15 protein-coding genes and 1 tRNA gene are annotated in these 16119 nt (G+C 69.0%); 6 read left to right on the top strand and 10 right to left on the bottom strand.

Going from position 1 to position 16119, the window contains the following annotated elements; all coding sequences use genetic code 11:
• Positions 1-3 precede the first annotated feature (3 nt).
• Together ABJI51_RS25090 and ABJI51_RS25085 are read right to left on the bottom strand one after the other, a co-directional pair.
• The gene (locus ABJI51_RS25090; protein WP_348953852.1) at positions 4-930 is read right to left on the bottom strand and encodes a ribonuclease Z; all 927 of its coding nucleotides are present in this window, start codon (positions 928-930) and stop codon (positions 4-6) included.
• A 13-nt stretch (positions 931-943) separates the two neighbouring features.
• Complete coding sequence (locus ABJI51_RS25085) at positions 944-1501, bottom strand: HdeD family acid-resistance protein (RefSeq protein WP_348953851.1); 558 nt, start codon at positions 1499-1501, stop codon at positions 944-946.
• A 211-nt stretch (positions 1502-1712) separates the two neighbouring features.
• Here ABJI51_RS25085 and ABJI51_RS25080 point away from each other — a divergent pair.
• Positions 1713-1785: transfer RNA gene (locus tag ABJI51_RS25080), tRNA-Ala, on the top strand.
• On the opposite strand, the gene ABJI51_RS25075 is transcribed toward ABJI51_RS25080, so the two are convergent.
• The 8 genes from ABJI51_RS25075 to ABJI51_RS25040 form a co-directional block, all read right to left on the bottom strand.
• Complete coding sequence (locus ABJI51_RS25075) at positions 1777-2421, bottom strand: hypothetical protein (RefSeq protein ID WP_348953850.1); 645 nt, start codon at positions 2419-2421, stop codon at positions 1777-1779. The two genes, ABJI51_RS25080 and ABJI51_RS25075, sit on opposite strands and share 9 nt — an antisense overlap.
• Positions 2418-2624, bottom strand: coding sequence for a hypothetical protein (locus ABJI51_RS25070; RefSeq protein WP_348953849.1), 207 nt, complete (start codon positions 2622-2624; stop codon positions 2418-2420). Before ABJI51_RS25070 ends, ABJI51_RS25075 begins: the two co-directional genes overlap by 4 nt.
• A gap of 199 nt (positions 2625-2823) precedes the next feature.
• Positions 2824-5223 (bottom strand): CBM35 domain-containing protein, encoded by a 2400-nt coding sequence (locus ABJI51_RS25065; RefSeq protein WP_348953848.1) that lies wholly within the window; start codon positions 5221-5223, stop codon positions 2824-2826.
• 626 nt (positions 5224-5849) lie between these two features.
• The gene (locus ABJI51_RS25060) at positions 5850-6020 is read right to left on the bottom strand and encodes a hypothetical protein (protein WP_348953847.1); all 171 of its coding nucleotides are present in this window, start codon (positions 6018-6020) and stop codon (positions 5850-5852) included.
• 339 nt (positions 6021-6359) lie between these two features.
• Positions 6360-7301, bottom strand: coding sequence for an NADP-dependent oxidoreductase (locus tag ABJI51_RS25055; RefSeq protein ID WP_348953846.1), 942 nt, complete (start codon positions 7299-7301; stop codon positions 6360-6362).
• Between the two features lie 137 nt (positions 7302-7438).
• Complete coding sequence (locus tag ABJI51_RS25050; protein WP_348953845.1) at positions 7439-8470, bottom strand: hypothetical protein; 1032 nt, start codon at positions 8468-8470, stop codon at positions 7439-7441.
• An 11-nt stretch (positions 8471-8481) separates the two neighbouring features.
• On the bottom strand, positions 8482-9036 hold the full coding sequence (locus tag ABJI51_RS25045) for an RNA polymerase sigma factor (RefSeq protein ID WP_348953844.1): 555 nt from the start codon (positions 9034-9036) through the stop codon (positions 8482-8484).
• A 113-nt stretch (positions 9037-9149) separates the two neighbouring features.
• Positions 9150-9560 (bottom strand): hypothetical protein, encoded by a 411-nt coding sequence (locus tag ABJI51_RS25040; protein ID WP_348953843.1) that lies wholly within the window; start codon positions 9558-9560, stop codon positions 9150-9152.
• Between the two features lie 221 nt (positions 9561-9781).
• On the opposite strand from ABJI51_RS25040, the gene ABJI51_RS25035 reads away from it, so the two are divergent.
• From ABJI51_RS25035 to ABJI51_RS25015, 5 genes are all read left to right on the top strand, one after another.
• A complete protein-coding gene (locus ABJI51_RS25035; RefSeq protein ID WP_348953842.1) occupies positions 9782-10615 on the top strand; it encodes an alpha/beta fold hydrolase in 834 nt (277 codons plus the stop codon).
• A 728-nt stretch (positions 10616-11343) separates the two neighbouring features.
• The gene (locus ABJI51_RS25030) at positions 11344-11691 is read left to right on the top strand and encodes a VOC family protein (RefSeq protein WP_348953841.1); all 348 of its coding nucleotides are present in this window, start codon (positions 11344-11346) and stop codon (positions 11689-11691) included.
• Between the two features lie 126 nt (positions 11692-11817).
• Positions 11818-14496: a glycoside hydrolase family 9 protein gene (locus ABJI51_RS25025; RefSeq protein WP_348953840.1), complete on the top strand. Its 2679-nt coding sequence runs from the start codon at positions 11818-11820 to the stop codon at positions 14494-14496.
• 67 nt (positions 14497-14563) lie between these two features.
• A complete protein-coding gene (locus tag ABJI51_RS25020) occupies positions 14564-15277 on the top strand; it encodes a GntR family transcriptional regulator (RefSeq protein WP_348953839.1) in 714 nt (237 codons plus the stop codon).
• On the top strand, positions 15270-16119 hold an 850-nt coding region (locus tag ABJI51_RS25015; RefSeq protein WP_348953838.1), incomplete at its 3' end, for an arginase family protein. The genes ABJI51_RS25020 and ABJI51_RS25015, both read left to right, overlap by 8 nt.

Below are 16119 nucleotides of genomic sequence, written 5' to 3'. Positions count from 1 at the left end.
AGCCTACGGCTCGCGGTGCCCGGCCGGGGAGGACCGCCGTTTCGGCACCGGGACCCGCTCCAGGTCCTCGGCGACGACGATCTCGCCGTCGAACTCGGCCTTCGCCTCGTCCAGGAAGCGCGCCGGATCGGGGTAGCGCTGCGAGAAGTGGGTCAGCACGAGCTGCCGGACCCCGCTTTCGGCGGCGACGCGGGCGGCCTGCTGAGCCGTCAGATGCCCGAAGTCGCGGGCGAGCTTGGTGTCCTCGGCGAGGAACGTCGCCTCGATGACGAGCATGTCGGCGTCCTCGGCGAGCGCGTACACGGCGTCGCAGAGCCGGGTGTCCATCACGAACGCGAACCGCTGCCCGCGACGCGGCTCGCTGACGTCCTCGATGCGGACGTCGCCGAGCCGCCCTTCCCGCTGCAGCCTGCCGACGTCGGGTCCGCTGATGCCACGTTCGCGCAGCCGGTCGGGGAGCATGGTGCGGCCGTCGGGCTCGGTCAGCCGGTAGCCGAAGGCCTCGACCGGATGGCTGAGCCGCCGGGCTTCGAGGGTGAGCTTGCCGGCCGCGATCGGCCCGTCTTCGGCGATCGGGTGTTCCCGCAGGTCGGCCTGCTCGAAGAAGGCCGTCGCGTGCCGCATCCGGTCGAAGTAGTGCGCGCCGGACGCCGGGAAGTGGGCGTGCACCGGGTGCTGGACCTTGTCCAGGGACAGCCGCTGGATGACGCCGGGGAGCCCGAGGCTGTGGTCGCCGTGGAAGTGGGTGATGCAGATGCGCGTGATGTCCGTGGCCGCCACGCCCGCGCGCAGCATCTGGCGCTGGGTGCCTTCGCCGGGGTCGAAGAGGATCCCCTCGCCGTCCCAGCGGAGGAGGTAGCCGTTCTGGTTGCGGTGGCGCGTGGGCACCTGGCTCGCGGTGCCCAGCACCACCAGTTCGCGGGTCGACACACCCGCACGGTACTCAGTCCCGCAGTTTGCGTAGCCGGAATGCCAGCACGAGCAGCATGATCCCGTAGAGCAGCGCGTAGATCCCGACGAGCAGGGCGATGCCGTACGCGCCGGCGATCGGGTTGATCACGATCAGGACGCCGGCGAGGACGGAGATCGCGCCGGCCGCGATGAGGAACGCCTCGCCCTGGATCTGCTTGCGCAGCCGGACCGCCGCGGCGATCTCGGCGATCCCGGTGACGATCGCCCAGAAGCCGACCAGCAGGGCCAGCAGCAGCACGGTGATGCCCGGCCAGACCAGGACGAGGATGCCGGCGACGATGCCGAGCGCGCCGAGAATGCCGTAGGCGACGCGATGGGCGGTGTCGCCCGGGCGGAAGGCCTGCATCAGGCCGCCGATGCCGTCGACGATCGCGTACACGCCGTAGAGAATGGCCAGCACGAGCACGGTGGCACCGGGCCAGATCAGCGCGAAGAGGCCGAACAGCACGGCGAACGCCCCCCGCACGGCGGCGATCGGCCACGCCCGGCGCGGTTCGACGACGGTGAACGCTGCGAAGGAGGAGGTCATCTGCCGCTCCCGGATCGTTGGGGACCTCAGTATCCCGGCGACTACCCGGCGTCGGCCTCCCGAACACCCCGTTCGGGGGTATCCACAAGCGTAAAATTGCTGGTCAGAGGCTTTTGCGAGGCGGGAAGTTGATGAAGGGACCCCCGTGCGAAGGCGCCCGGGGCGGGGTGTACTGTATGGGCATACGAGATGCGGAGTTCAACTCCGCTCCGGGGCTATGGCGCAGCTGGTAGCGCACCTCACTGGCAGTGAGGGGGTCAGGGGTTCGAGTCCCCTTAGCTCCACCTTAGTGGTCTTACTAGAACAAGTGCCTGAATGAAGGCCACGAAGTAGGACCCCGACGCCAGAAGGCGTGCAAGGACCATCCGCATCGCGGGTGGTCCTTTTGCTTGCGCCCTCCATGTGGTTGCTGCGGCCCGCTGATCTTGGATGGCGTGGAGCTCACCGTCTGTGATCTTGTCGTCCTCGATGTAGCGGGTGTGGAAGATCGCCTGGTTGGGGAGGCGCCGCTGTTGGTCGTTGCAGCGTCGGTACAGCTGGTCGGGCTGTTCGAGGAGGGCAAGGCCGGCGTTGACGAGTTGAGCGCTGTCGGTGAGGTCGGCGTTGGCTGTGTCGAGGCGTTCCTCCAGCCGGCGGCGTTCGCGGGCGATGTCGCGTAGCTTCTCCTTGACCTGGGTCCGAGGCAGTGTGCTGTCGGCAGCAGGGTCGATCAAGTTCTCCTCCTTCGTGTCGAGTTCCTTGAGCTGTGCGGTGATCTGCTTGCGCGGCAGGCGTGCGGAGTCAGCGATGAACGGCTGGCTGAAGCAAATCGCGGAGTAGTGGCGCTCAACCGCATCCGCAACGAGCGTGACGTTGACGTGGGGTGATTGGCACAGCCCCTTGTAGTGGTGGTGGACGCGACGGCGTTCTTGTGCCGTCATGCGAGATTCGAGGATCTCCTGGACGGTGTCGAAGAGGTGTAGCCGATCTTCGCGCGGCCGAGTGTGCCGCCGTTGCGGGCCTTCTGGCCCATCTTGTAGGCGATGTCGGCACCGGACTGGCGGGATTGGTACTCGTTGAACGTGGCCAGGATGCCGTGCATCAGCTGGCCGACCGTGGTGTCGTCGATGGCCGAGGTCTTCACCGACTTGCGGTAGCCGACTACCGCGTTACCGAAGGTAACGGTGTACTTCGCGTGCGGTGCCCGTTGTCGGCGGACGCGTGATGATCCGGGTGGGCGGACATGAAAACTCCGGGTTGACGGACTTGGTGTGAGGGCGCGACACGCCCTGTTGATCAATGCGGTGAGGGGTCCCTGCCGCCGGTCACGCTCTGGTAGCGGGCTAACGGGTGATGGTCAAGGTAGCCGTGGACACGCCGGCCGCCGGGGTGAGCCGGGCGGAGAACAGGTGCGTCGTGGCGTGGTAGACGACCTGGTCGACCGTCGCACCCGCGGCGACCGCGGTCACCGCCGTCGGCGAGTAACCGTGGACGGTGACCGGCCCGTCCCCGGCCGCGAACGCGACCGTGGCATGGACCGCGCCGTCGTCGGACAGCGACCGGATCCGCTGCTGCCCCAGGGAAACGAACTTGCCCGCATCACCGAGGAAGCCGATGCCGGAGGCACCGATTGGCACCACCTGGTAGTACGTACCATCGCTGGTCACGTGCCCGGTGTACGTCGTGGTGGCGTTGACGACCGAGCCGGCGTCCGCGAAGTAGTCGTACACGTACGCGGTGCCGCTGATACCGAAGTCCGCCGCCGTGAACGGGGCGTTCTGCCGGGCGTCGCCCGCGCTGACCCCGAGGTTGTCGATGTTGGGACCGGGCACGCCGGTGGCGCTGAGCCGTACGGTGTGCGCGCCGGCGGAGAGCTGAACCATCATCGACTTCGCCTGCCACGTGTTCCACCCGATCGTCGTGGAGAACGGCTCGGTGGTGGGTGCGCCGCCGTCGACGGTGACGGCAAGCGGCCGATCGACGGTGTCGCCGTTGGCGTACCTGAAGAACAGGGTGTACTTGCCCGAGGTCGGCGCGTTGACGTTCCACTGGATGTAGTCGCCGGTGTTGTGCTGGTAGTCGACGTAGCCGGTGCCCGTGAAGCCCGAGCCGGTGTGCGCCACAGCGGCACCGGACACGGTGGCCGTCTCGGCTTCGAGGACGGTGTCCGGCGTCACCGGCCGCGCATAGGCGTAGACATAGCCGGCGTTCATCGCGCCATGCCGGCTGCTCGTCGTGGCGACCATCGCACCGGAGGTTCCGGAGGCATCGCGTACGTAGGTGGCGTCGTTGGGAACAATCGGAGTGTCCGGCTTGACGATCGTCCCGTCCGCCTCGGCGACCTTGGTGAGGTTGGCGACGCTCTCCGCGCCGATGGGGTCACCGACCCCGACCGGGCCGGCGGACAGGTTCGACATCAGGAGATTGCGGGTCTCCGTGCTCATCATCACATCGGCGAACGGCCACAAACCGACCGCGCTGGCCAGCCGCGAGCTGTAGAGAAACTCGTCCCAGCGCGGCCGCCCGAACCGGTCGAAGGACGTGCGGATGTTGGTCACGGCGTCGTACTTCGTGCTCTCCAGGAAGTCCTGCGGAAGCGCCATGCAGTACTGCACGTCCATGCTGTTGGCCTTCGCGGCGGCGGCCATGTTGCCCAGGAACGCCTCGCGGTCGGTGAGGTTCAAGTTCGGCTGGGCCTTCAGGCACAGCCAGTCCTGCTCGTACGTCCGGACTCCTGACGACTTGAGGTACGCCATGCGATCGTTCCAGTACGCCGGGTCGATGCTCACCGTGTTCGACATCTGGTACTGCTGAACGTACGGGCTGGCCGGGTCGATCCAGCGCGTGTGCGTGATCAACGGAATCCCGACACTCTTCTGGAACGCCGCCAGACCCTGGGGGAACAGCGTCGGATCGGCGGTGAGCTGATACTGCCCGTCCTGCTTGTCCTGCCAGGATTTGTTGGGCCCCTTCGGGTACCACCAGCTGTCGATTTGCAAGTTGCCCATCGGCAGGCCCTTGCGGCGCCAGTCCTGCTGCACCGCCTGCAGCGTGCCCTGGTAGCCGAGCGCGTTGTCGAACTTGTAGTAGTAGGCCGCGCCGTTGTCGGTCCAGTAACCCAGCTTGGCCAGCGTGGGCGAGGCATTCTGCGCGGGACGGTGCTTGCCGGACCAGCTGGTCAACGCGTGGCCCCACGTGTCGTACACCTTGTTGATGCTCGTGCCGTAGGCGAGCACTGTCTTGTATGTGAAGCCGGCCGGCAGCGAGTCGATGCGGGGGGTGACCCCGCTGACCAGGGCGCCGTTGTCGAATCGCACCGTGCCGGTGGTGAGATTGTTGGCCGCCGACACCAGGTAGCCGCTGCCCGAGGCGTCGAAAGCCAGGTACGGGCTCATCCCCGCGTCACCGGCCAGGTTGATCTTGGGGTTGGCCCAGCAACTGCTGAAGTGCTCCCGGCTGGGCAAGGCGGGCCGCTGCGCCAGCACGGGGAACGGGTTGGCATTCGCCGATGCCTGCACGTACGTGGTGCCGAAGAGAATGACCTGGGTGCTGTCGTAGGCGCGAATGCTGCTACTGCGATCCACCCCACCGACGGTGTAGTCGAAGTCGGTCTCATGATAGGCGCCGACCGCGTCGTTCCCGGCCAACGTCGTCACTTTCCTGACGGGGACGCCCACCGAACCGGCAAAGTGATAGGCCGGTGCGGCCACCTCGACGCTGTAGCTGCCGTCCGCGTTCACCACGACCGTCCCGGCCGTGGCGGCGTCGGCCGGCAGCGCGGCGACCGCCACGGGGACCGCTGCGACCACACCGAACACGGCGCTGAGGAAGCGCCAGCGGCACACTCTCGCACTCGACCTGCCCACAGTCTCTCCTTCGACACAGGAAGACCCGGGGGCCGGTAGCAGCGCCCGAGATTCACCGATTCGCCAATCTATTCACATATGCCACGCCGAGGTATTCACATATGTGATATATGTGGCGGCCACGACCCTCGGGGATGTTACCCACCGAAGGCAGGCACGTGTCAACGGTCACCGCGGCTTCGATTGATTCGATTGTCACGTCGCGGAAACAATCGTCTGCAACCGCGGGTGCCGTGAACGTCCTGCAATCCGGTGCGGGCTCGTTGCCAGGGTGATGTGTACCTGCCCGCGACATCGGAGGAGGTCCCGGTGCTGCCCGTACGGTGTGCATCGACACGATCAGCCATGAGGAACCGGTGACCCGATCAGGGCCGCGACCCGCGCGAGTTCTTCGCCCGCGCCGCCATCGCTTGCCTGGAGGCGCGTGAGGAATGGGTCGTTCCGGACGGCGCAAAAGACATCGAGTGCGCCTCGGGGAAGCTGTACCCGGAGAACGCGTGGATTTACTCGAAGATCCGCATGCTCAGTTCCCGATCGAGGCCGTTGGTGGCGCAGCTGTCGAAGAAGCGGGCCATGATGGCTTTTCTTTCGCCGAGGAGCGTTTGGCGCCCATGGCCGGCCCGGCGCAGCTGGTCGGCTTCGGCCGCGGCGAAGGAGGCGGAGTCGACGGCCATCTGCATCACCTATTCCTGGAACAGTGACACCCCGAGCATTCTGTCCATTGGACTTCAGCAGTGGAGGTGCGTGCTGCCAGTCCTCCTCCCCGCGGCGCGCGGAACCGGCGCGACCCGGCGCATGTGCCGCAAGAAAGCCCAGCTGCCCAACGGAAAAACGCTCTCGTCCTGGCGTCCGGAGGAGTCCTCGATCAGCGAGGCCACCCAGAACGCACTGATCACCCTGGCATCGTGGCCACGCCCATCGGAAGTGCCAGGATGCCGGAGAGTTCGAAGCCGTCATCGGCGGCGACGATCGTGACGGCCATGGTTCTCCTTCTGCGCCTCGTTGTGGCGGCGTCAGCCGGCCGTGATGATCAGCTTGCCGCGCTTGCCGAGGCGGTTCTGTTCGAGTTCGGTGAGGGCCGGTATGGCCTCGGAGAGCGGGACCGTGCGGGCGATCGGCAGCCGCAACGTTCCCGCGGCGGCGGTCTCCACGACGGTTTCGAGGTCGGCCACGTTCGGCTGGGTGGCGAAGACGTGGAAGGGACCGGGCAACGCGCTACGCAGGTAGTTGCCGGGTGAAGGGTGGACGCCGACGATCCGGCCGCCGGGCCGGAGCATTTTCCGCGCCTCGCCGGGCGGGAGCGTGCCAGGGACGCCCGCGGCATCGAGGACGAGGTCGAATCGGCCGGTCAGTGCCTTGGGGGCGAAGCCGAAAGCGACGACCGGGTCGACACCGAGTTCCTGTGCCTCGGTCGCCGCGGTGTCGCGGCAGCTGCCGCCGACTCTTGCTCCGCGCGCCAGGGCGATCTGCGCGGCGCAGCGGCCCACCGCGCCCAGGCAGCCGTGGATGAACACGGCCTGTCCCCGCTGCAGCTTCCCCCTCGTGACCAAGGCCTGCAGGGCCGTGACGCCCACGATCGGAAGCGTGGCGCCCTGTTCGAAGGACAGGTCTTCCGGTTTGCGCACGACGTCGTCCTCGTGCGCGACGATGACGTCGGCGAACGCGCCCGACGCCTTGATCCGGGTACCGCCGACGACCGGGTCCCCGACGCGCACCCGGGTCACCCGCTCACCGACCGCCTCGACGACGCCGGCGAAGTCGTAGCCGAGCCCCCGCGGGAACTTGCGGCCGGTCACGAGTTTCAGACGGCCGGCGCGGATGCCCCAGTCCATCGGGTTGGCCGAGGCAGCCCGCATCCGGACCAGGACCTGGTTCGCCCCAAGCGGTGCGGGCTCGAACTCCTCCAGCCGCATGACCTCTGGCCCGCCGTACTCGTGGTACTGGATGCGCTTCATGATCGACCTCCTTTGATGAGACTTGGTCCCATCACTCTAGCACCGGTGACGGGACCAAGTCTCATCAAAGGGGACGCACAGAAAGAACCGTCCTGGGAAGGCCGAGAAGCCCTCCCAGGACGGTTCGGGGCGGAGGATCAGATCTTGCCCGCGGCCACGTCGGCGAGCGTCACGCGGGAGGCCTTGTAGTTCACCACATAGCGCTTGCCGGAGTCCGCCGAGGTGATCTCCTCACGGATCGGCAGGCCGTTGCCGGCGTTGATGGTGAGGACATCCGCGCCGCCGCCCAGGACGGCGGGGGGTACCGTGATCGTCAGTGCGGCCTGGCCGTCGACAGTGGTCTTGCCGACGGTCATGTCCGGGATGGTCGCGTACAGCTTCAGCACGCCCGCGCGGACCTCCGCGTCGGCGGCGTTGGCGAACAGCGCGTGCTGGGTGTTGCTCCACAGGTGGTTGTTGATCAGGTTCTCCAGCTCCTTGCCCGTCGGACGCGGCTTGGGGGCGGGAACCGGCTTGCCGTACTTGCGGAACATCTCCGCGGTCTCCGCCTGGGCGTCCGCCCAGGCCTTTTCGGCCTCGGCGGGACTCAGGCCGACGCCCAGAGCGTTGTTGGCCGCGGTGATCATCGCGATCCTGGCCTGGTCGACGTCGCCGGTCGCGGCGAGGCGGGCCGCCGCCATCACCTTCCCGTCGTACGGCGTGGGAGGCTGGGCGTCGCCCTTGGCGACTGCTTCCGCCAGGGTCTTCGTCGAGTCGCCGGTGAACTGCCTGCCGTCGTCGGCGTAGATGGTGTAGTAGAGGTCCGGTTTGCCGTTCAGCCCGAACTTCGTGTTGATGATCAGCGACGCGTCTCCTGGCTGCGTGCCGGCCGCGTGGACCGCGGAGGCCAGCTTCACCAGCGGTCCCTCGACCGCCTGCGGGGCGGCGGCGGGCGGGGCGGCCGGGACGCTGCCGCCGGAGGTGCTCACCATCACCACCGCCGCCGCGACGGCTGCCGCGCCCACGGCGGCGACGCTCGCCTTGGGCCAGGAGAACCAGCGCTTCGGGCGCACGACCGTGGCCGCAGGCTCCGCCATCGCCGTCCGCAGTGCCGCGCGGGCACTGTCGTAGGCCTCGGGACCGGGGGACGGCACGTCACGCAGCTTCTTCATGAGATCCATTTCGTCCATGGGGCTGTCTTTCACGTTGTCGGGACTTGCAGCAGCGCCACCACTTCGGGAGCTTCACGCAACGCCTTGCGCGCCTGGTGCAGCAGGCGGCGGGCCGTGCCGGCCGGAATGTCGAGCACCCGCGCGGCCTCGGCGACCGTCAGGTCCTCCCAGGCGACCAGGCCCAGCACTTCCCGCTCTTCCGGTTTGAGCCGAGCCAGCGCCCTGCTCAGCAGCGCCTGCGTGTCGACGCGGACGTCCACCGCAGGCCAGGGATCCCAGCCACTCGCCACACCGGTCAGATCCGAGGCAGGCTCCTCGGCCGGCGCGGACCGCCAGTGCCGGCGCAGCCTGTTCAACGCGACGCCGTACAACCAGGGTCTGGCTTCGGGGTACGAAAGGTCGTAGTTCGCGCGGGACTCGTAAGCCGCCACCCACACGTCGCCGAGCACGTCCTCGGCTGCCTGCCGCCCCACTCTGCGCGCCAGATAGTTCCCGATCGCGGTCTCGTGCCGGCTGATCACTTCCACGAAGGCATCGGCGTCCCCGCGCAGCGACCTACCGATCAGTTCCGCGTCTGACGACATGAAGCTCCTCGGGTTCGCTTCGCCCTGACACCCCGTCTTTGCCGTCGCGGGCCCAAAGCGTTCAGGCTAGGTCGCCCGAGGACGAACATCGCTGGTCAGAGGCCGTGCGGTCCTCACTGTCGCCGATCAGCGACGAGTCGCTTACGCACCGTCTCCCTGACACGATCCCAGGAATCGTTTCGGAGGTACTCCAAGGTTTCACGTGAAGTATTCCTGTGCATGGCCACCCTCAGCCTGATGGATTCGTCCTCATCCAAAGCCAAGTGCGCAAGCAGCATCGGCGTCAATTTTCGTTTCATCGCAACCGCATACCGGACCCTGACATCGGAATCATCGACGAGATCTTCGAGGATCTCCATGGGGACGGTCTTGTTCCGCACCACCCACACCCGCGCATCGGGATACCGCTCGATGACTTCCAGCCACACCGCAAGAGGAGCACTCTCACTGGCGGCTCTTCGGTAGTCCTCCGGATCCTCGGCGTAGCGAAGCCTGACGAACTCGTCAGCCGAAAGAATGGTCACCCGATCCCCCTCACGGCCGGCCAACGAACTGAATTCCCCGACACTACCCTGTGCAACACCCCACTGTTCGCCCATAAGCTCTCGCTCATGACGTCGAGAGACGACCTGCCCGGCCGAACCGCTGACCGATGCTCGGCCTCCGCTCTTGAGACACCGCGGGAGTGTCGTGCTGCGGCAATCCCGTTCGTCGGTCGTGTGACCGGACAACTCGGAGGTTGACGATGCGATCGACGAATGGCGTCACGCTCGGGATGGAACGCTTCGGCGACCCGGCGGCGCCGGTGGTGCTGCTCGCCGGAGGGCCGACCATGCTCTCGTGGCCCGACGCGCTGTGCGAAGCGCTCGCCCGCGGCGGCCGTCACGTCGTGCGCTACGACCTGCGCGACGCCGGTGCGTCGACGACCGTCGACCCCGAAGCGCCGGCGTACACGCTGCGCGACCTCGCCGCGGACGCCGTCGCGCTGGCTCGTCGGCTCGACGACCGGCCCGTGCACCTGGCGGGCATCGGTGTCGGCGGGATGGTCGCCCAGGTCGCCGCGCTGGACCACCCGGATGCCTTCTCGGCGCTCACCCTCGCCGGAACCCGGCCTGTCGCGCCCGGGCCCGTCGACGACGACCTGCCCGACCACGACGCGGCAGCGATGGGCCGGCTGTTCGCGCTGCCGGCGCCGGACTGGTCCGACCGCGCCGCCGTGGCGGAACGGGCCGCCGCCGCGGCGGTGATCCTCGGCGATGACCCCGCCGCAGCCCGCGCACGGGCCGAGCGCGTCTTCGACCGCACGCCGGGCACCGAGCCCGCGGTCCAGATGGCCAACCAGCTGGGCATGGTGTTCTCCCGGCTGGACTGCCGGCCGCGCTGGCGTGAGCGCCTGCCACAGCTCGCGATGCCGACGCTCGTGGTGCACGGCCGCCACGACCGGTTCTTCCCCGTCGGCAACGGCGAAGCGCTCGCGCGGGAGATCCCCGGTGCGCGGTTGCTCGTGCTCGACCACGCCGCCACCGCCATCCCCGATGCAGCCGCCGCTGACGTCGCCACGGCGATGCTCGCGCTGTAGCCGCTGATCGCACAGTGCCCGCTACTGCGGGCGTGCGGGCAGGCCGGCGAGGAACGTCGCGGGCACAGCTCGCGGAAGACGCATGAGCGGCCCGTGCCGCCGGCCCACGCAGGCTGCGCGCGATCGAACGCCGACGGCGGCGGCCACCCGCTCCAGTTCGCGAGCCAGATCCGCCTCCATCACCCCAGCGTACAAACCTCGCCGACGTCGAAGCCGCCACGAAACTTCCGGCCGGCGTCGCGGGTACCGGCTGGGTACCGGCAGGGAACCGGGCGCCGACATGCTGACCGAGGTCGGCCGGGAATACCCGGTTCGCTCGGTGAATTCGTTGTCTGTCGAGAATTGGGGAATCGATGAAGAACGCTTCCAGGTTCGTCCGCCGGGTCGCTGCCGCCCTCGGGATCGCTGCCGTTGTCCTGACCGGGGTCACGGTCGGGGATGCGGGCGCCGCGGGGCTCGTCAAGCGCGTCGACACGGCCAGTGGGACGCTCGAGATCTTCGATGGGGCCGCACCGCAGGGCGTGACGCCGCATTCGTCCACCGGCTGCGCTGGTTCCGACCCGCGGGTCTGCCCCGGGGCTACGTCGCCGGCGGATACTACTGCGCCACCACTTATGCCGGCAGTGGCCACGAAGGTGCCTGCAACACGGTCCACAACTGAGCGACACTGAAGAGGGCCGCGGCAGACACCGCGGCCCTCTTCAGGGTTGCCGGGCGGAGTGATCAGGGTGGACTTGTACAGCGTCATGTGCGTCAGCGACCTGGCCGGGGCACTTCAGTGGTACAGCGCGTTCTTCGGGCGGGCGGCGGACGAGGTCATCGGGGAGGAGCACCTCTGGCAGGTCGGTGAGAACGCCTGGGTCGTCGTCGACGCGCGGGACGTGCGGGCGGCACGGGTCGGCGGGGCGATGGTCACGCTCGGGGTGACCGGGCTCGACGACATCCTCGCCCGCCTTGCCGCGCACGGCATCGGGCACGAACCGGTGGAGACCTACCGCAACGGGGTGCGTCACGTCGTGGTGCTCGACCCCGACGGGAACAGCCTGTCGCTCGCCGAGGCTCCCGGCGACGCTTGAGAGCGCTCCCAGGATCCGGGACGGGCACACCTACGGATTTACCTGTAGCAGAAATGGATGCTTTACACGGCCGACCCGGCTCCTTACCCTGCTTTCTGGAAGCGCTCCCAGAACCGAGGAGGCGGAGTGCGCACTTCGACGACGAAGTCGATGTCCTGGGCCGTCGTGGCACTGCTGGTCGCCGGGCTGACGCTCGCGGTCCCGTGGTCGTCCGCCGGAGCCGCCGGCGGGAAGTTCAACTACGGCGAGGCGCTGCAGAAGGCCGTCTGGTTCTACGATGCCCAGCGCTCCGGTGCCCTCCCCGCCGGCAACCGGGTCTCCTGGCGCGGGCCGTCCGCCCTCGGCGACGGCAAGGATGCCGGGCTGGATCTCACCGGTGGCTTCTACGACGCCGGTGACCACGTGAAGTTCGGGCTGCCGTTCGAGTTCAGCATGACCATGCTCAGCTGGGGTGCGCTGGAGAACCGCGCCGCCTACCGGAATTCCGGGCAGTGGCAGTACCTGCTGGACAACCTGCGCTGGGGCGACGACTGGCTGCTCAAGGCGCACCCCCAGCCCGACGTGCTCTACGGCCAGGTCGGCAAGGGCGACGACGACCACAAGTGGTGGGGTCCCGCCGAGACGATGACCATGGCGCGGCCCGCCTACCGCATCGACGACTCCTGCCCCGGCTCGGACCTCGCCGGCGAGGCCGCCGCGCAGCTGGCCGCCGGCTCGATGGTGTTCCAGTCCGACGATCCGGCCTATGCGGCCACCCTGCTCACCCACGCGAAGCAGCTGTACTCCTTCGCCGACAACCACCGCGGCGTCTACTCCAACTGCATCACCGACGCCCAGAGCTTCTACAAGTCCTGGAGCGGCTACCAGGACGAGCTGGTGTGGGGCGCGATCTGGCTCTACAAGGCCACCGGCGACGCCGGCTACCTGACCAAGGCACGGACCGAGTACGAGAAGCTGTCCACCGAACCGCAGACCACCACCCGCTCCTACCGCTGGACGCTGGCCTGGGACGACAAGTCCTACGGCGCCTACGTCCTGCTCGCCCAGCTCACCCACGACCCCGAGTACGTCGCCGACGCCAACCGCTGGCTGGACTGGTGGACCACCGGCGTCAACGGCCAGCACGTGCCCTACTCCCCCGGCGGCCAGGCCGTGCTCGACCAGTGGGGCTCGCTGCGGTACGCGGCGAACACGGCGTTCGTGGCGCTCACCTACTCGGACTGGCTGCGCGCCACCGACCCCGCCCGCGCCACCACCTACCACGACTTCGCCGTCCGGCAGATCAACTACGCGCTGGGCGACAACCCGCGCGGCGCGAGCTTCGAAGTCGGGTTCGGCGTCAACCCGCCGCGCAACCCGCACCACCGCACCGCACACGGCTCCTGGGCCGACAACATCAACGAACCGGCACTGAGCCGGCACACGCTGTACGGCGCGCTCGTCGGCGGCCCTTCCTCCCCCAACGACGCCTACACCGACGACCGCACCAACTACACGATGAACGAGGTGGCGCTCGACTACAACGCCGGCTTCACCGGCGCGCTTGCGCGCCTCTACGGCGAGTACGGCGGCACGCCCCTGGCGAACTTCCCGCCGAAGGAAACCCCGGACGGCCCGGAAATCCTGGCGCAGGGCGCGCTCAACCAGCCCGACGGCGGCACGTTCACCGAAGTCAAGGCGTACGTGCTGAACAAGTCGGCGTGGCCGGCCCGTACGTTCACCGGCTCGCTGCGGTACTACTTCACGCTCGACGGAAGCACCACGCCGGGCCAGATTTCGGTCACCTCCGCCTACAACCAGTGCGACGCGCCCACCGTGCACCAGTACTCCGGCGCGGTGTACTACGTCGAGGTGCCGTGCTCCGGCGGCGTCGCGCCCGGCGGGCAGTCGCGTTACCGCAAGGAAGTGCAGTTCCGGATCTCCAGCACCGGCACCTGGGACGCCGGCAACGACTGGTCGCACACCGGTCTCGCCGCCGCCGGAAGCTCCCCTGTGGACAGTCCACGGCTGGTGCTCGCCCAGGGTTCCACTGTGCTGTGGGGCACTACACCTGGACCGTCCACAGCGGACACAACGCCGCCGAGTGCACCCACGGCAGTCAGCGCCACTCCCGCGAGCACCAGTGTGACCCTGAGCTGGACCGCCGCCACCGACGACGTCGGCGTCGCCGGGTACGACGTGCTGGACTCCGCCGGGAAGGTGGTCGGCAGCACCACCGCCACCAGCTACCAGGTCACCGGCCTCACCCCCAGCACCGCGTACACCTTCTCGGTGCGAGCCAGGGACGCCGCCGGGAACCAGTCCGCGGCCAGCAGCCCGGTGGCGGTCACCACCACCACGGGCGGCAGCACCGGCACCGGCTCACTCGCCGTCCAGCAGCGCGGCGGCAGCGGCGCGACCGACAACCAGATCCGCACCGGCCTGCAGATCGTCAACCGGGGCAGCACGTCCGTCGCGCTGACCGGCGTCACCGCGCGCTACTGGTTCACCGGCGACGCCACCAGCCCGAGCTACCAGGTCTGGTGCGACTACGCGGTCGCCGGCTGCGCCAACGTCACCCTGCGCGTGGTGAAGCTGAGCACGCCGCGCCCGGGAGCCGACGCCTACGTCGAGGTCGGATTCACCGGCGGCAGCCTGGCCGCGGGCGCGAGCACCGGCGAGGTCCAGGTGCGGGTGGCGAAGGCCGACTGGTCCGCGTTCACCCAGACCGACGACTACAGCTACCGCACGGCCGCGTCGTTCGCCGACCTCGCCACGGTCACCGCCTACCAGTCCGGCACCCTCGCCTGGGGCACCGAACCCTGAGTTGCCAGATTGTCGGACAATCTGGCAATGTGGGTGCCGCGGCCGGTCGAACGGAGGAGGCGAGGCGGTGTCCCGGATCCTGGACGGCGATGACGGGAGCTTCGGCATCCAGCGGCTGAGCACCACCGAGCAGGCCGCCGAGGCGATCCGGCAGGCCGTCCTGTCCGGCCGGCTGCCACCCGGCACGCCGCTGCGCGAAACGGCGGTCGCCGCCGAACTCGGCGTCTCCCGCAGCACCGTTCGCGAAGCCGCGCGGACCCTCGAAAGCGAAGGACTGGTCCGGTACCGGATGAACCGCGGCATCGTCGTCGCGGACGTCACCGCGGCGGACGTCGCCGACATCTACGCTGCCCGGACCGCGGTGGAGCTGGCTGCCGCCGACGCACTGACCAGCCACCGCGACCCGGCGGTGTACGCGCGCCTCGCCGAGCTGGTCGACCGGATCGAGCACGCCTTCGACCGCGGCGACACCGCCGCGGTGCTCGAGGCCGACCGGCTCTTCCACGCCACCCTGGTCGCGGCCGCCGGCAGCGCGCGGCTGCGCCGTTTCCACGAGCAGCTCCAGCAGGAACAGCGGCTGGCACTGGCGCTGGCCGAGCGCTCCCGCCACGAACTCGGCCGCACGGCCGACGACCACCGCCGGCTGCTGGACGCGCTGCGCGGCAGCCCGGACCAGGCCAGGGCCGAACTCACCGCGCACCTGCAGGACGGCGCCGCCGAGCTGCGCCGGCTGCTCGACCTGCTCGCGCGACGGAACGAAGGAGAGCCACCCCGTGACTGACCGCACGTGGGACCCGATCGTCACGCCCTGGCACCTCGACGAGGACATCCCGGACTTCCCGGTCCCGGCCACGGCAACGCCGGTCGCCCGCCCGGCCCTGCCGGACGGCCCGGTCCCCGCCCGGATGAGCCTGCTGCACCGCGCCGCCTTCGACGTGGCGACGCGGGCTGCCCGGCCCCTGCTGCTGTCCGGCGACTGCCCGACCGCCCGTGCCGTGGTGGCCGCGATGCAGCGCCGTCACGACGACCTGGCCGTGGTGTGGCTGGACGCGCACGGCGACTTCAACACGCCCGCCATCTCGACCAGCGGCTACGTCGGCGGCATGGCACTGGCCATGCTGACCGGCCGCACCCCCGGCCTGTTCGACGACCCGCTCGGCCTGCGGCCCGTCCCGGACACCAGCGTGGTGCTCGCCGACGCCCGCGACCTCGACCCCGCCGAGCGCGCCGCCCTCACTGCCAGCGACGTCCGCAGGGTGCGGGCCGACCCCGAGGCGATCACCGCCGCACTCGAACGGCTCGGCCCCGTTCACCTCCACCTCGACATCGACGTCATCGACGGCGCCGAGCTGCCCGGCGCGCGCTTCCCCACCGGCTCCGGGCCGTCCCTCGCGCGGATCGAGGAATGCCTGACCGCGGTGTGTGCGACCGCCGACGTCGTCTCTGCCTCGATCGCGTGCGCGTGGCTTCCCGAGTACATCGGGGAGGAGGTCATCCGCGAGACGATGAGCCGGCTCGGTGCGGCACTGGGCGCGGAGCTGCGGTGGTCTGCCGCGGCTTGTCGTGAGTGCGTAAAAGTGTTTTCAAAAAATGTAAAAAAAACAAACCCGGCGATGGGGGGCC

Origin of the sequence: Amycolatopsis melonis, assembly GCF_040064235.1 — a bacterium.
Taxonomy (GTDB): Bacteria; Actinomycetota; Actinomycetes; order Mycobacteriales; family Pseudonocardiaceae; genus Amycolatopsis; species Amycolatopsis melonis.
This window is presented reverse-complemented; position numbering and strand designations above follow the sequence as displayed.

What these genes read in the sequence shown, in the direction of transcription:
- ABJI51_RS25085 (WP_348953851.1), bottom strand. Translation starts at nt 1,501, where the DNA reads ATGACCTCCTCCTTCGCAGCGTTCACCGTCGTCGAACCGCGCCGGGCG.
- ABJI51_RS25075 (WP_348953850.1), bottom strand. Translation starts at nt 2,421, where the DNA reads ATGACGGCACAAGAACGCCGTCGCGTCCACCACCACTACAAGGGGCTG.
- ABJI51_RS25060 (WP_348953847.1), bottom strand. Translation starts at nt 6,020, where the DNA reads ATGGCCGTCGACTCCGCCTCCTTCGCCGCGGCCGAAGCCGACCAGCTG.
- ABJI51_RS25055 (WP_348953846.1), bottom strand. Translation starts at nt 7,301, where the DNA reads ATGAAGCGCATCCAGTACCACGAGTACGGCGGGCCAGAGGTCATGCGG.
- ABJI51_RS25050 (WP_348953845.1), bottom strand. Translation starts at nt 8,470, where the DNA reads ATGGACGAAATGGATCTCATGAAGAAGCTGCGTGACGTGCCGTCCCCC.
- ABJI51_RS25045 (WP_348953844.1), bottom strand. Translation starts at nt 9,036, where the DNA reads ATGTCGTCAGACGCGGAACTGATCGGTAGGTCGCTGCGCGGGGACGCC.
- ABJI51_RS25035 (WP_348953842.1), top strand. Translation starts at nt 9,782, where the DNA reads ATGCGATCGACGAATGGCGTCACGCTCGGGATGGAACGCTTCGGCGAC.